This is a genomic window from Phascolarctobacterium succinatutens YIT 12067 (genome assembly GCF_000188175.1).
Taxonomy (GTDB): Bacteria; Bacillota; Negativicutes; order Acidaminococcales; family Acidaminococcaceae; genus Phascolarctobacterium_A; species Phascolarctobacterium_A succinatutens.
Genome location: NZ_GL830846.1, coordinates 1 through 14,405 on the forward strand (window position 1 = coordinate 1; position 14,405 = coordinate 14,405).

Annotated in this window: 15 protein-coding genes; 13 read left to right on the forward strand and 2 right to left on the reverse strand. The window is 49.0% G+C overall.

The window, feature by feature from the left end:
• The first annotated feature begins 137 nt into the window (after positions 1-137).
• The 13 genes from HMPREF9443_RS00285 to HMPREF9443_RS00345 all read left to right on the forward strand — a co-directional run bounded on the left by HMPREF9443_RS00285 (position 138) and on the right by HMPREF9443_RS00345 (position 12,952).
• Complete coding sequence (locus tag HMPREF9443_RS00285) at positions 138-794, forward strand: helix-hairpin-helix domain-containing protein (protein ID WP_009144457.1); 657 nt, start codon at positions 138-140, stop codon at positions 792-794.
• Positions 794-2,941 carry a DNA internalization-related competence protein ComEC/Rec2 gene (locus HMPREF9443_RS00290; protein WP_040564468.1) on the forward strand — a complete coding sequence of 716 codons (2,148 nt, stop codon included), beginning with the start codon at positions 794-796 and terminating at the stop codon, positions 2,939-2,941. The genes HMPREF9443_RS00285 and HMPREF9443_RS00290 overlap by 1 nt, the downstream gene beginning before the upstream one ends.
• A gap of 63 nt (positions 2,942-3,004) precedes the next feature.
• Positions 3,005-3,289, forward strand: coding sequence for a helix-turn-helix domain-containing protein (locus HMPREF9443_RS00295; protein ID WP_040564469.1), 285 nt, complete (start codon positions 3,005-3,007; stop codon positions 3,287-3,289).
• Between the two features lie 15 nt (positions 3,290-3,304).
• Complete coding sequence (gene holA, locus HMPREF9443_RS00300; protein ID WP_009144460.1) at positions 3,305-4,375, forward strand: DNA polymerase III subunit delta; 1,071 nt, start codon at positions 3,305-3,307, stop codon at positions 4,373-4,375.
• A gap of 203 nt (positions 4,376-4,578) precedes the next feature.
• Positions 4,579-6,501, forward strand: a complete 1,923-nt coding sequence (locus tag HMPREF9443_RS00305) for a glutamine synthetase (RefSeq protein ID WP_009144462.1) — start codon at positions 4,579-4,581, stop codon at positions 6,499-6,501.
• A 176-nt stretch (positions 6,502-6,677) separates the two neighbouring features.
• The gene (locus tag HMPREF9443_RS00310) at positions 6,678-7,160 is read left to right on the forward strand and encodes a PaaI family thioesterase (RefSeq protein ID WP_230197118.1); all 483 of its coding nucleotides are present in this window, start codon (positions 6,678-6,680) and stop codon (positions 7,158-7,160) included.
• Between the two features lie 64 nt (positions 7,161-7,224).
• Positions 7,225-8,364 (forward strand): acyl-CoA dehydrogenase family protein, encoded by a 1,140-nt coding sequence (locus HMPREF9443_RS00315; protein ID WP_040564471.1) that lies wholly within the window; start codon positions 7,225-7,227, stop codon positions 8,362-8,364.
• 187 nt (positions 8,365-8,551) lie between these two features.
• Positions 8,552-9,253, forward strand: coding sequence for a YggS family pyridoxal phosphate-dependent enzyme (locus tag HMPREF9443_RS00320; protein ID WP_009144465.1), 702 nt, complete (start codon positions 8,552-8,554; stop codon positions 9,251-9,253).
• Positions 9,254-9,277: 24 nt separating this feature from the next.
• Positions 9,278-9,841, forward strand: coding sequence for a cell division protein SepF (locus HMPREF9443_RS10185; protein ID WP_009144466.1), 564 nt, complete (start codon positions 9,278-9,280; stop codon positions 9,839-9,841).
• Positions 9,829-10,650, forward strand: coding sequence for a pyrroline-5-carboxylate reductase (gene proC, locus HMPREF9443_RS00330; protein WP_009144467.1), 822 nt, complete (start codon positions 9,829-9,831; stop codon positions 10,648-10,650). The genes HMPREF9443_RS10185 and proC overlap by 13 nt, the downstream gene beginning before the upstream one ends.
• Positions 10,651-10,653: 3 nt before the next feature.
• The gene (locus tag HMPREF9443_RS00335; protein ID WP_009144468.1) at positions 10,654-11,439 is read left to right on the forward strand and encodes a YlmH family RNA-binding protein; all 786 of its coding nucleotides are present in this window, start codon (positions 10,654-10,656) and stop codon (positions 11,437-11,439) included.
• A gap of 11 nt (positions 11,440-11,450) precedes the next feature.
• Positions 11,451-12,269: a DivIVA domain-containing protein gene (locus HMPREF9443_RS10190; RefSeq protein WP_009144469.1), complete on the forward strand. Its 819-nt coding sequence runs from the start codon at positions 11,451-11,453 to the stop codon at positions 12,267-12,269.
• Positions 12,270-12,280: 11 nt separating this feature from the next.
• Entirely contained in the window at positions 12,281-12,952 is a 672-nt protein-coding gene (locus HMPREF9443_RS00345) for a histidine phosphatase family protein (protein ID WP_009144470.1), read from the forward strand.
• Between the two features lie 524 nt (positions 12,953-13,476).
• On the opposite strand, the gene HMPREF9443_RS00350 is transcribed toward HMPREF9443_RS00345, so the two are convergent.
• Positions 13,477-13,797: a hypothetical protein gene (locus tag HMPREF9443_RS00350; RefSeq protein WP_009144471.1), complete on the reverse strand. Its 321-nt coding sequence runs from the start codon at positions 13,795-13,797 to the stop codon at positions 13,477-13,479.
• Positions 13,797-14,318 carry a thermonuclease family protein gene (locus HMPREF9443_RS00355; RefSeq protein WP_187363671.1) on the reverse strand — a complete coding sequence of 174 codons (522 nt, stop codon included), beginning with the start codon at positions 14,316-14,318 and terminating at the stop codon, positions 13,797-13,799. The genes HMPREF9443_RS00350 and HMPREF9443_RS00355 overlap by 1 nt, the downstream gene beginning before the upstream one ends.
• Positions 14,319-14,405: the final 87 nt, after the last annotated feature.

Consider the following 14,405-nt stretch of genomic DNA (forward strand, 5'->3'; position numbering starts at 1 on the left):
TCTCCGCCTCGACAAGCTCGGCACCTCTCCCCGAGGAGAGGCTCGGTCTGCCGATGCACGTCATATGAGAGGCTCTTTAAGATAGGCTCTATTTTTGTTCTAAAATATTTTCCCAAACACCCTAAGGAGGTATCCCCATGCAAGCAAAAGTAAAAAAACTAATCTTCATCGCCATTCTCCTCACAGGCTGCATCATCACCAGTCTTATAAGCACCAACGATAAGGAGAAAACGCTACCCGGCAGCAGCCTGCCGCAGTCCGCGCAAGGCGCTGTCGCATCCAAAGCAGCGCAGGTAAAAACAGTACGCGTGCAGGTGAGCGGCGCCGTGCTGGAGCCGGGAATTTACGACCTGCCTACCAACTGCAGAGTGGAAGAAGCCATTGCTGCTGCCGGCGGCTTGACGGAAAATGCCGACAGCGAACGTGTCAACTTGGTGCGTAAGGTGCGCGATGGCATGCAGATACGAGTGCCTGTGCAGAAGGCTGCACGGACAAGCAGCACGCAGAGGAAAAACGCTCAGGCAAAGTCCGGTTTAGGTGAGAGTACGTCAGGAAAGTCTGGCAGTGCTAAAGCAGGCTCAGGCAGAAACAGCAGCATGATGCAGAGTGTGCGCATTAATAGCGCAAGCGCCGGTGAGCTGCAGCAGCTGCCGGGCATAGGTCCTGCGCTGGCGCAGCGTATTGTAGAAACAAGAAACAGCGGGCGTTTTACCAGCGCGGATGATTTGCTGCGTGTGCCGGGAATAGGCAAAGCCAAGCTGGCAAAGCTGCGTGATTATGTGGAGGTAGATTAGTGCTGCAGAAAACACGTTATCTACGATTATTTTTGCCCTTCATGCTGCTTTGCGTACTGTTTTTTCGTCTGCTTACCGTGCCGCCGTCCGCCGAGCAGCAGCTTGCTGCCTGCTTTGGGCGGCAGCTGGTTGTGTATGGCGCGGTGGAACCTTTGAGCGTGCGCAGGCAGGATGGCTTTAGTAGTGCGGTTCTGCGCTGCCACAAGGTGTATAGCGACACGGAGCTTGCTTACAGCGGACGTTTGCGCGTGAGCGTGAAGGGCGAGCTGCCGCAGGCAGGCTGTGTGGTGCTTAAGGGGACGCTGGAGCAGCTGGACAGCTTGCGTAATCCCGGCGGCTTTGATGCTGCGAGCTACAACAGAGTGCAGGAGCTTGGCGGACGTTTGAGCAAGGCGAAGCTGCTAAAGACAGAGCCGCAGGTTTTGTGGTGGCAGCATTTTGCTTTGTTGAACAAAAAGCTGAGCGAGCGCATGGAAGCAGCAGCCGGCGCTGAATATGGGGCGCTGCTGAGCGGCATGGTGCTTGGCGGCAGCGGCAGGCTGGACGAAGAAACACGTGAGCTGTTTACGGATAACGGCTTGGCGCATCTTCTTTCTGTTTCGGGTACGCATATTGTGCTCCTGACAGGTTTGCTGCTTGCTTTGCTGCAGTGGGTACCGCTGCCCTGGCGCAAGGTTATAGTTATAACTTTACTTACTGCCTATGCGCTGCTCTGCGGCTTGCGTCCGCCGGTGCTGCGGGCGCTGGCTATGAGCAGCGTCCTGCTGCTTGGCGGCAGTGGTGCGGAGCGCGGGCGTTTGCTGTGTTTGGTGGCGGCGCTGCTGTTGTGTCTGCAGCCGTTATGGCTAGCCGATATCGGTTTTCAGCTATCGTTCGGGGCGGCAGCCGGTCTTTTGTGGCTGCTGCCTGCATGCCAAAGGCTGCTGCCGCAGGCTTTGCCTGCGCCGATAGGCGAAGCGGCAGCGGTTTCACTGGCAGCACAGCTGGCTGTACTGCCGCTGGAGGTTTACTATTTTCAACAATTTTCGCTGATTGCCTTGGTAAGCAATATCGTACTGGTGCCGGTGTTGGAAATCGCGGCGCAGTTGGCACTCGTGGGTGCACTGTTGCCTGTCTGCGGCGAGTATCTGTTGCAGCTTGCTGCCTGGCTGACGGCGCAGGTGCTGACGCAGGCGCGTTTTTTTGCCGACCTGCCGTACAGCACGGTGGTTATCGGCAAGTTGCCTGCCTATTGTTTGGTGCTTTATTATGCAGCGCTGTTTGTGTGGGCGGATTTTCCATGGCTACAATTTTGGAGCAATAGGGAACGGCGCTGCATCCTGCTTTTGCATGCCTTGCTGCTTGCCGGGATGCTTGCTTATCAGCAGTATCGCACGCTGCCGTTGGCCTGCTATTTTCTGGATGTGGGACAGGGGGACTGCGCTGTTATCGTCACGCCGTCGCAGCGGGTGGCAATTATTGATACCGGCGGCTTGAAAAATATCTCGACTGCTACGCGCGTGATTACTCCGTTTTTGCGTTATCTTGGCAAGCGTGAGGCTGATATCCTGCTTTTAAGCCACTATGATTTTGACCACGTCGGTGCTGCAGCGGACCTATTGCGACAGCTGCGGGTGAAAAAGCTACTTTTGCCTAACGAAGCACTGACAGAGGAAAGCAAAAGAGTGCAGCAGGAAATTTTTGCGCAGGCCGGCAGGACGCAGGCGCATGTGGTGCAGGGCGGTGAACGCTATGCGTTGGATGATAATGCGGAGATTGTTTTAGTTGATGTACCGCAGCAGGACGTGCCGGGAAATGAAGCCAGCACGCTGGCGGCGCTGCAGAGTGTTCAGGGCAGCGTGCTGTTTACAGGCGACATGGGGGAAGAACGCGAGCAGAGGCTGCAGCTGCAGCAGTACACTGTGTTGAAGGCAGGACACCACGGTTCGCACTATAGCAGCAGTATGGAATTTCTGGAGCAGGTGCGGCCAAGGCTGACAGTTATTTCCTGCGGGCGCGGTAACCGCTATGGCCATCCGCATCAGGAAACGCTGGAGCGTTTGCAGGCAATAGGCAGTGCTGTTGTCCGAACGGATGAGCTTGGCTGTATTAAAGTTGTTTTTGACGCAGAGGGAATAAAATGCTATGGCTACGCTGATTTACAGTGAAGCTGTTGTCAAAATATAACTCATAAGTTATAATTAAAGGAGAGAAATTAAGGAGTGAGGAAAGTGAAAAATAGTGCAGTAGGCTATGAATGGCAGGATGTCAGAAAGAATATTTTTACACCGGAAGAAATCTCCGCAAGTGATTTGCGAGTTGCCTTAATCGGTGAACTTATCAAGGCACGTCAGGATAAGGGAATAACTCAAAAGCAATTGGAGCTTTTGAGCGGAGTAAAGCAGCCTGTAATTGCGAGAATGGAAAACGGTACCTCTATTCCTAAAATCAGTACAATCTTAAAAATACTTGCACCTTTAGGCAAGACATTAGCCATTGTACCGTTAGAAAAATAATAAGAGGGAATACAGATGGATATTAAACCGGAAAACCTGATTTCACTATTACAACAGCATAAGCCGCTGCCGCAGGCGCAGGTACTGCTTTTGTGCGGCGAGGAGGATTACTACCGCAACAGCATTATTGCCGCGCTGCCGGAATATGTTTTTGGCGATACGCCGGAGGCTGACCGCGAAATAACGGTCTTTGACAAAGATACCAACCTGTCCGGGCTGCAGGCAGCCGTCAACAGCTATCCCTTCTTCTGCGGCAAATCGCTGATTTTCCTGAAGGATGAAAAGCTGTGGGCAGCAAAGCCTGCCAAAGCAAACAGTGCCGCTGATGCGCAGGATGATACCGATTCCAAGAAAATGGAGCAGCTGGCGGCGATAGTCAGCGACGTACCGGATTATTGTCTGTTGGTTATCAGCAGCAAAAAAATGGATAAGCGGACCAAGCTGTATAAGCAGCTCAAAGCAAGTGCTCTGATTTGCCCGTGTGAGCGCATTAAGGAAAGAGATCTTGATGATTGGCTATATGCGCAGGCAGCAGCATACGGCGCGCATTTTACCAGAGATGCGCTGGCTGCCATCAGCGAATATATTGAGCCGGTGAAGGAAGAAATTCCGCTGGATTTGCTGCAGCAGGAAATCGGCAAGCTGGCAATTTATGCCTCAGGACGTAGGGAATGGACGGAAGATGATGTGCTGAATGTGTTCGCGCTGCTGCCCAACGCCTCATCTTTTGCGCTGACCAATTATATTATGGCAGGCAAGCTGAAGCAGTGTCTGGAGCTGTTGGCGAGCGAACGCAAGCACGGAACCTATATCCTGCCGCTCAGTGCAACCGTAGCTTTTAAATTGCGTCAGGTGCTGCGTTATCTGGAGCTGAAGCGCAGAGGCTACGACCAGAAGGGTATTATGGAGGAGCTGGGGATGCGCAGCCCATATGCCTACAGATTTTTGGAGCGCGACAGCAGGCGCTTTGATGAAAAGCGCCTGACGGAAGCCTTGCTGGGACTATCGGATATGAATATCAAACTGCGTCAGGGCGGACGCGGCTACGAAAAGCTGGAGGAAATACTTGTCCGCCTGCTCGCCTGATATCTTATCCTCAGAAATTAAAGCTGGACAAAAGCACTTAATATCTGCTATAATAATGGAACAGTCAACGAGGACTTTTTTGAGTAAGGAAGTAGTGTGTCCATGCTTAAAAAGGTCCTTTTTCGTTTATCTTGCGGAAAATATGTAGGGAGCATTTTTCTGCAGCATGATAATTAGGGAGTATTGAGAAAGGAGGCAGCCTTATGGCTGCACTGATCATGAACAACAAAGATTTACTGTACGTAATTAAACCTGAAGAACAAAACGAAAGCACTCTGCGCGAGCTTCTGACTCTGCATCCGGAGATTCAGTTCGTATCTCTGATGGGTGTGGATTTTGCCGGTAATGATACCGACGAAAAAATCCCGATGAAGATTTTCCTTGAGGATATCGATGGCTTTTTGGCAGGCAGCGCAGCACAGACTGACGGCTCCTCCGTTGTGCTGACCGGTATCGCTACTCTGAACGATGCCCGCGTTGATATGAAGGTTGATAAAACCGTTAACTGGTTTGTTGATTATAACTATGAGCATTTTGATGCAGAAAGCGGTCGCATGATCGGTACTCTGCGCATTCCCTGCTATCTGATTCACAACGGCAATCATGTTGATTCCCGTTCTATTTTGAATGATACTCTGGCTTATGTAGAAAAAGAGATTATGGATTTGTTTGCTAAGCATCCGGTAATTGCCGGCCTGGAGCATGTAAATCCTGCTGAGATTGAAAAGCTGCTCTTCACCAGTGCTACCGAGCTGGAATTTTGGGTAAAAACTCCGCGTGAGGACGCACCGCTGGAGGCTCTGAGCTCTTCTCAGGTAATGCAGGAGCAATATTGGCAGCGTACCCGCGGCAATGTGCGTACTGCATTGGAGCAGACTATTCAGACTTTGGAGCTGTACGGCCTGGAGCCTGAAATGGGCCACAAGGAATGTGGCGGCGTTAAAGGTCAGATTGATGCCGCAGGCCATATGACTCACGTTATGGAGCAGCTGGAGGTTGACTGGAAGTTCAGCAGCGGCGTTCAGACTGCGGATAACGAGCTGCTGGCACGTATCATCGTTAAAGAAGTTTTCCGCATGAACGGCTTGGAGGTTTCCTTCCAGGCTAAACCGATTCCCGGTGTTGCAGGCAGCGGTGAGCATACACATGTAGGCATTGCCGCAAAAATGAAAAACGGCAAAATCGTCAACCTGTTCTCGCCGAAGGATATGCACAAGGACTTCCTTTCCGCTGTCGGCTATGGCGCTCTCATGGGCCTTTTGAAAAACTACGAGGTAACCAATCCGTTTATCTCCTGCACCATTGACTCTCTGAACCGTCTGAAACCCGGCTTTGAAGCTCCTGTCTGCATCGTTACCAGCCTTGGTCTGAGCCCGGATAATCCGTCCCGTAACAGAACCATTCTTGCAGGCCTGATCCGCGATTTGGACAACGATAAAGCTACCCGTATCGAAATGCGTTCTCCGAACCCGTACACCAATACCTACATCGCCATTGCTGCCTTCTACCTGTCCTGCCTCGACGGCATCAAGGCTTGCGTAGAATCCGGCAAGGACCTGAAGGCTCTGGAAAAAGAAATTTCCAAGAAGGCCGGCGAAGAGGGCTTCTATCTGGATACCGACCGTCAATACCGCACTGAGGAAGACGTGTTTGAAGATTTCACTGCGGAAGAACGCAGCAAGCTGTTCGGCGAACCGCCTGCTACCGTTTGGGAAAATCTCTGCGCCTTCGAAAAATATCCGGAAAAGGTTGCCGTGCTCACCCAAGGCAATATCCTGAAGAAGGAATATATCGACTCCTTCATGCAGGGTGCGCTGATTCGTTGGAAGACCGAGCTTTTGACTCGTCTGATTCCGGAAAACTATCAGGCTGTTATCGACATGAAGCGCTTGCATAACCAGGAAACCTGCACCGACTGCGACCTGGCAATGTGGCGTAAAATCCAGAACCTGCGTGCTAAGCTGGCCAAGGATTCCTTTGAGGAGAAGAGCATCTTCACTGCTATCCGCAGAGCTGTTGCCGAAGGCGACTATGATACTGTTTCCAAGCTCAAGGTTGAGATGGGTGCAACTATGGAAGAGCTCAAGACTCTGTATCACGATTATAAACAAAATATTATCGATTAATTTATATGCTTCCTGCATGGCTGCTGTACTCAAAGTGCGGCAGCCATTTTGTCTTTACCGCTTATATCAAAGTGCGATTATTGAAAAAATTATCCCTAAAACTTTCCTTTCAGCTTATTTTTTTGCATGAAACTGTTGAGTTAAGCGCTGTTTTGTGGTAAAATATCAAAGATATATTGACAGTAATATTTTCTGCTGTCCGAAGAAAGGCGATGATAGCTGTGGAGCAGGTCAAGGATGTTCCTGCCTATATTCGCCAGATGTACACAGATAATAATTTTATGACTCAATTCGGTGTGCATATTGGTGAGATAAAGTGTGGCAGTGCTGAAGTCAGCATTGACGTTGATCCGGCAAAGCATTTTAATCATCGTGACATATGTCACGGCGGAGTAATGTTGGCCTTGGCAGACTCCGTTCTGGGTGTTACCGGTGCAAGCGTGGGCGCTGTAGTGGCAACTCTTAATTTCAGCATGAATTTTATCAAAGGTGTCCATGAGCCGACAACCTTAACGGTACGAAGCCATATTAAGCATTCCGGACATTCTACGATGGTTATTGAGGCTGAAATGACTGACAGCAAAAAGAATTTAATTGGGACGATTTTAACAACAATGTTTGTCGTCGACAGATTTAAAGAAATACCCGCCAAATGGTGAGCTTGCCTGAGTTGATTTGGAAGGGAAATGACGCGGAAGACCGCTTGATATCAAGGAGGATATGATGGATTTTGCATTAAACGAGGAACAATTAGAATTACAGGAAATGGTAAGGGAGTTTGTTGAAAAAGAAATTACTCCTTATGCTGCTGAAATGGATGCAGAAAACCATATGCGTGACGGCCTGATTGACAAGGCTAACGAAATGGGCTTGCTGAACGTTATTGTTCCGGAAGAATTAGATGGCCCCGGCCTGGACAGCATTTCTGTTGCTACAATTTATGAAGAGCTGGGCAAAGGCTGCGCAGGTGTTGCAACCTCTCTGGCTGCCAACAGCCTGGCAACTGTACCTGTTCTGCTGGCAGGCACCGATGAGCAAAAGAAAATGTATTGCGATATCCTGAACAACGGCGGTCTGGCTGCTTTCGCTCTGACCGAACCCGGTGCAGGCAGTGATGCAGGCGGTGTTTCTACCCGTGCTGTACACAACAAGGAAGAGGGTACCTACACTCTGAACGGTACCAAAATGTTCATCACTAACGGTGGTCTGGCAGAAATTTTTCTGGTATTCGCTAACACCCGTAAAACCGGCGGTATCCGTGGTTTGACTGCTTTCATCGTTCCGAAAGACACTCCGGGCTTCTCCGTTGGCAAGAAAGAAAACAAAATGGGCATCCGTCCTTCCAATACTACCGAGCTGGTTCTGCAAGACGTTGTTATTCCTGAGTCCTATCGCGTAGGCCGCGAAGGCGAAGGCTTCCGTATTGCTATGAATACCTTAGACAGCGCTCGTCCGTTCGTTGGCGCTGTTTCCGTAGGTATCGCTCAGGCTGCTCTGGATTGCGCTGTTAAATATGCTAAAGAGCGCCGTCAGTTCGGCCAACCGATTGCTTCCTTCCAAATGGTTCAAGGCATGCTGGCTGACATGGCTATGAAGGTTGAAACCGCTCGCCTCATGGTTCAAAAGGCTTGCTGGATGCGTGATCAGGGCATGGAATTCTCCAAAGAGGCTGCTATGGCTAAATGCTATGCTGCCGATACCGCTATGCAGGTAACCACCGACGCTGTTCAGGTAATGGGCGGCTACGGTTACACTAAAGAATACCCCGTAGAGAAGATGATGCGTGACGCTAAAATCATGCAAATCTACGAAGGTACCAACCAAATCCAACGTTTGGTTATTGCCAACAAGCTGTTATACTAATAGCTATCATAACGAAGATAAATTTATTGAGAGCTGCTGCACTTTTGTGCGGCAGCTCTTTGTTGTTTTTATTCGTGACAATGGTTTACACGTATGCTAAAATATAAAGATAAAGAGCTTTTAAAGCATAATAAAAAGCAGAATCTTTGCCACAAATCATTTTGCTGAGAATTGGGGGGCAAATACATTGTTAGCTGATAATTTAAAGCAGGTTCAGGAGCAGATAGCGTCTGCTTTGGACAAGCGTAAAAATAAAGACCTGCTCACAGGAGATAATGTAACGCTGGTGGCGGTGACGAAAAATCATCCGCCGGAAATTATTACAAATATCGAAGCCTTGGGCATTGCCAACGTAGGCGAAAACCGCGTGCAGGAGGCCAAGCATAAGCAGGAGGCCTTGGGCAAACACGGCTACTGGCACCTTATCGGACATCTGCAGACGAATAAGGCGCGTCAGGCTGTTGCTTTGTTTGACCTTATCGAATCGGTTGACAGTGAGCATTTGCTGGCTGCGATTGATAAGGAGGCGGAACGCATCGGTAAGGTGCAGGATATCCTTTTGCAGCTGAATATTGCCCATGAGGAGCAAAAGTCTGGCTTAGATAAGGAAGATTATCTGGCGCTGCTGCCGAAGCTGCCCGAATACAAGCATGTGCGTCTGCGCGGACTGATGGTTATTGCCCAGAAATGCGAAGATATCGAGCAGACAAGACCTGTATTTGCGGCAGGCTACCGTGCGTTCGCCCGCTTAAAGCAGCAGTATCCGCAGGCAGATATTCTGTCTATGGGTATGAGCAATGATTATACAGTTGCGATAGAAGAAGGTGCCAATATTGTGCGTGTAGGCACAGCCTTGTTCGGCCAGCGTGATTATAGCCTGAAATTTTAAGACATAGATAAGGTTGGTGACGTGATGAATATTATTGATAAAATCATGAATGCATTAAGTCTTTATGACGAGGAAGAAATCATCGAAGAAGAAGTTGAGCAGAAGCCTGCTAAGACCGAGCAGGAGCCGGCTAAACCCAAGAAGCGTTTCTTCGGCAGCAAGGAGCCTGCCGCTTCGGTACCGGCAGAGGAGCCTAAGCGTGAACGCAAATCCATTTTGAACTTTAAAAGTTCGGCAGCAACGCCTGAACCGGCAAAAAATGAAAAAATGGGCAGTAAAACCATTAACCTGCCTATTGCCGACAAGTTGATGACGGTTGTGCTGCTGGAGCCTGTCGATTTCAACGATTCTCCTAAGATTGCCGATTATCTGCGCGATAATCAGGCTGTAGTTGTTAATTATGATAAGACAGATAATGTTGTTGCCAAGCGTATGACCGATTTTATCAGCGGTACTGTTTATGCTATCGGCGGCAGCATGAAAAAGCTGGGACGCAATATTGTTATCTGCGCCCCGAAAAACGTAGATATAGATGCGGGCGAAGAGCACGAGCTTGACGAGAGGGGAAATAATCCATGGGACAAATAGCAGTAAAGAAAATTGCATTTATCGGCGGCGGCGCTATGGCCAAAGCCATTATTAAGGGAATTATCGGCGGCGGCCTGATTGCGCCGGAGATGATTACCGTAGGCGAGCCGACTGAGGCACATGCGCGCAGTCTGCATGAAGCCTTTGGCGTAAATGTTACTACGGATAATAAAGAGGCAGTAAAGGATGCTGACCTGGTAATCTTTGCCGTTAAGCCTCAGGTAGCACCGGTGGCACTGGTGCCCGAGCTGATGGCTGCGATGAAAAAGGATGCCTGGGTACTTTCTATCATGGGCAGTGTTACATTGGAACAGCTGCATGCCTATGCTCCGGGGTTCCCGGTAATCCGCACGATGCCGAACACTCCGCTAGCAGCAGGCGCCGGTATGACTGCCATCTGCTGCGATGAGGCTGTAACCGAGCCTATGAAGCAGACTGCGGCAGCAATTTTCAGCAGCTGCGGCGAAATAGAATTTGTAGATGAGAAAGCATTACAGGCGATTACCGCTATTTCCGGCTGCGGACCGGGCTATTGCTTTGTGATTATCGATGCACTGGCTGATGCAGGCGTGCGTGCCGGTTTGCCGCGTGCGCTGGCTATTAAGCTGGCAGCACAGACAATGGCAGGCAGCGGCAAGCTGTGCGTAGAAAGCGGCCTGCATCCGGCACAGCTGCGCGACCAGGTAACAAGCCCCGGCGGCACGACTATTGCCGGTATCCATGCATTGGAAAATCATGGCGTGCGCGGTGCTTTTTATGATGCGGTGCAGGCAGTGCTGCAAAGAGATAAGGAATTACAGGGGAAATAATTTATGGCAGACAGAGAAAAAATTCTGCGTTACTTTAAAGCCGGCGGTGACGAACAGCTGGCGGCCAAGCTGCTGGATTTGGCCGAGGGCGCCAATAAATCGCGCAAGTTCCGTGTGAGCGAGTTTCTTGATCCTCATGCCTATAACGTTGCGGAAATTATTGCGGCGAACTACGAAAATGTGCGTCTGGAAAGCGACGGCGGCTTCAGTAATGCCGAAAGGGTGAAGGCTGCCTTTGTTGCCGATGATTTTTACGGTCAGCCGGATTTCGGCATGGCCTATTTTCTGGCGGCTTGGGATAAGCGCTATTATGATTTGTCGCATCGCGATATTCTCGGTGCGTTTATGGGCACGGGCTGCAAGCGCGAGGCCTTGGGCGATATCGTTTTTGTGCCCGAGGGAGCGCAGTTCGTGGTAGAAAAATCACTGGTAAATTATCTTACCGGTAATCTGACGCAGATCGGTTCTGCGCCGGTAACGCTTACGGAAATTCCCCGCGAGGAATTGCTGCATAAGGAAGAAAAGGTTAAGCTGATTAACGCGACAGTCGCTGATTTGCGCCTTGATGCCGTGGCAGCGGCAGGCTATGGCGTAAGCCGCAGCCGTATGGCGGATGAAATCAAAAGCCTGAATGTCAAGGTAAACTGGAAAGAGGCCAAGAAGGCGGCACAGCCGGTGAACGAGGGCGATGTAATTTCCTTCCGCGGCCGTGGACGAGTAGAGATTGAGGAAATCCGCGGCACTACTAAAAAAGGACGCATCAGCGTAACGCTGAAGCGTTATATCTAGGAGGATAAACCATGCTTAATCCGGAGGATTTAAAGAAAAAAACTTTTACCAAGGGTTTTCGTGGCTATGAGGTAGAAGAGGTAGACAAGTTTCTTGCTAAGCTGATTAAGGAATACGAATACCTTTATCTGGATAACCTGGAGCAGAAGGAAACTATCGAGCGCGTCAGCTCCAAGCTGGAATATTATCAGCAGATGGAGGCTACCATGCAGAGTACACTGGCTGTAGCGCAGGAAACTGCTGACGAGGTAAAGAACGCCAGTGAAAAGAAGGCGGCGCTGCTGGAGAAGGAAACTGCAGTGAAGTGCGAGCAGCAGCTGAGAGAAGCGAAGGCTGCGGCGCAAAAGCTACATGATGATACCATGGCGCATGCTGAGGATTTGTATAATCAGACAAAGAACAAAACCGATAACATGCTGCAGGCAGCGATGGCTGAATGCAACAAGCTGCGCGAAGAGGCTAAGGCTTATGCAGATAAGCTGCGCAGCAGTGCTGAGGTAGATGCAGAAAAGCTGCGTGTTACTACCGAGGATGTCTGCAAAAAACGCGCTAACAGTGCTGCCAGCGAGGCTAACAAGCTGCTGGAGGATGCTCGCAGCGAAGCCGGCAGAATGATGCTGGATGCAAATACTAAATATCGTAAACTGGTGGGGGATGCAGAGGAACGCAGCCGTAAAATTATTTTTGAGGCTGATGCCAAGGCTGCTATGGCCGAACAGGCTTATAACGAGCAGGTGAAAAAGGCGGCGCTGCATCGAAAAAATATGCTGCATCTGTTGGAAACGCAGGTTGAGCTGCTCAAAAACTATGCCAGTCATAACGAAGAATAGTCGGAGGATGAATGATGATTATCTTAGTGAGGCATGGTGAAGCAACGCATCATACGCAAAGATTGACCGGCGGCTGGACGGATTCGCAGCTGACCGAAAAGGGAAGGGCGCAGATAAAGGCTGCTGCGGTAAAGCTGGCGAAGGATTTTGCCGGACGTAATTGCAAGCTGCGGATTCTGGCAAGTGATTTGCAGCGTGCTTCCGCATCGGCGCAGATTATTGCCGAGGAGCTTGGCTTTAAGGGCGAAATAGAGCATTGCCGATTCCTGAGGGAAAAGAATAACGGCATTGCTGCCGGAATGACCGAGGAAGAGGCTAAGAAGCATTTTTGCAAGCCGGCTTCCGAGCAGGAGCTGGATCACCGCAACTATCCCGGCGGTGAAACGCGCAATGAATTTTATCGCCGTAATGTACACGGCTTGTGGCATCGTGCGGATGTCGACAAGGAAAATCTGCTGATTGTTGCGCATAAGGGCACGATTCAGAATATTATTTTCCGTTGGCTGGGAATGGATATGCAGCAGGTGGCGGCGTTTAACTTTTCGGTTGATGTGCAGCCTGCCAGCGTAACTGTTCTGGGGATTAACAAATGGCATGAGCACGCTGTTTTCCGCTTGAATGACGTTAGTCATCTGACGCAGGGAAAGGGCTTTGGCGTGTTTGAGTTTAAGTACGAGAAGTGAATAAGGCTGTGAATGACCGCTTGGGTGCTTGGGGAAAGCGCTTAAGCGGTTGTTTTTGTGTTCTCACTATACTAATGGCTTTTTTTGTCGTTTTATTCACCCCCTAACGCAAAAAAATAAGCAGGACAAATTTGAAGATAGTTTATCCTGCTTGCGTTTATCATATAATTTATCTGAGTAATACGGCAGATAAATAATTGGTTGGGTAGTTACTTAACTTCATTTTGTCAACAATAATGCCAGAGTGCTGAGATAATTCTCGCGAATACAGTACTCCACCAGATCATGATCTGTCCACTTGCTCTGCATATTTCAGAAGATAAAAAATGCGTAAAGCATCAAAACTTGGTACAATAGAAGTGAAACAAACAATCAACCAAGTATGAGAGATTCATGTCTAAACTCCTAGCACAGATGCAGCAACTTTTGCAGACTGCTCGATATATTTTATTTCTTAAAATATCCTTTTTTCAACAATAAAAATGCTCCGCTTACTCTTTTTTTAGGGTAGGCGGAGCATTTTATTATTTATTGTTCAGTTCTATAGCCAAAAGCTTAATTTTCTCCTGTGCTTCTTCTTCCGTTTGGTGCATAGAAAGAATGACTGGTGCCTTAGACCAGTTAACGAAAGCCATCACATAATAATAATCTTTGTATTTGCCATCAGCAGTAAAACACCAATCACCATTATCATATACCAGATTAGTAATTGTATCGCTGTTTATGTAATCCGGCAGACGGTTCATACATCTCCAATGATTATCATAGAAATCCAATCCTTCAATATTATCTGAAACACTAAAGTCAGATGGCCAATTAGGTGTGTTAAAAGTTCTGATAAACATTATTCATTCTCCTTCCGATGTTTTCTTCTGAAATCCCAAGGCTTTTCAATTTTTTCCTGTGACCATAAGCCTTTATGCCAGCGCTTTGCTGCTGCCTCAAATTTATCATATATTTCGCATTTATCGAAGTTCATGTGGTAATGCAGTGCCATGCCGTCCTTCAGCATTTCGGCGCTCACGTCCTTTCCTTCGCAATATACAAAAGCAACTTCACGGTTATACTTATCAATACACTTAACTTTCAAGCGGACTGTGCTTTGGCGTAACAGTTCGCTTAGTTTTTTTGTTGATTCCGTGCCAAAGGGCTGCTCTCTTTCCGGTGCATCTATCATAGCAAGTCGGATGCGGTGCTTTTCTCCTGTTATATCGCGCACATGGATGGTATCACCATCTATAATGCGTACCACATATGCTGTATAGGTGCTGGCAGGCCTCGCTTGTGCGCTGACTATGGAGGCTATGCCGATAAGACCGAGGGCAAAGAGAAGAAAGAGAGTATAGGTGATTACTTTATAGCGCATATTATTTTCCTTTTCTATAAAGATGGGCTGCCGTACTGCAAAGTACGACAGCCCTTGTGCCATATGATTAGTTCTTTAGTATATTTT